The following is a 578-nucleotide window of genomic DNA, read 5'->3' on the forward strand; positions in this document are numbered from 1 at the left end:
TGCGAGTGCGTCGGACAATATTGATGGCGATATTTCAGCAAGCATTATTCAGAGTGGCGCTGTTGATACCGGTACAATTGGCAGCTATACACTTGTGTATAACGTAAGTGATGCGGCTGGCAACGATGCAATGCCCGTCACACGAACAGTTAATGTTGCTGATGCGAGCGGCCCTGTTATTACACTGATCGGAAACAACCCGATCGATCATGAGGTGAATACAATCTTCACCGACCCGGGTGCGACAGCGCTAGATAATGTCGACGGAGATGTATCTTCAAATATCGGTGTCAGTGGTACGGTCAATGCTGCAGTTGTTGGTAGCTATGTACTGAGCTACAACGTGAACGACTCATCGGGTAACCCTGCCAACACCGTTAATCGAACGGTCAATGTTCAGGATACCGGCGCTCCTAGCATCACCGTGTTAGGTAGCAGCCCACTTAACCATGAGCTAAATACCCCTTATACCGATGCTGGTGCGACTGCGAATGACGCACTTGACGGAGACCTATCTGCAGGCATTATAGTTGGCGGCACAATGGTCGACTCTAGCGTTGCTGGCACTTATATCATTA

1 protein-coding gene is annotated in these 578 nt (G+C 49.3%); it reads left to right on the plus strand.

Annotated elements, in window-relative coordinates:
• Positions 1 to 578: immunoglobulin-like domain-containing protein (locus A3735_RS08975; protein WP_156499548.1), on the plus strand; the 578-nt coding region annotated here is incomplete at both ends.

This window comes from Oleiphilus sp. HI0061, assembly GCF_001635675.1.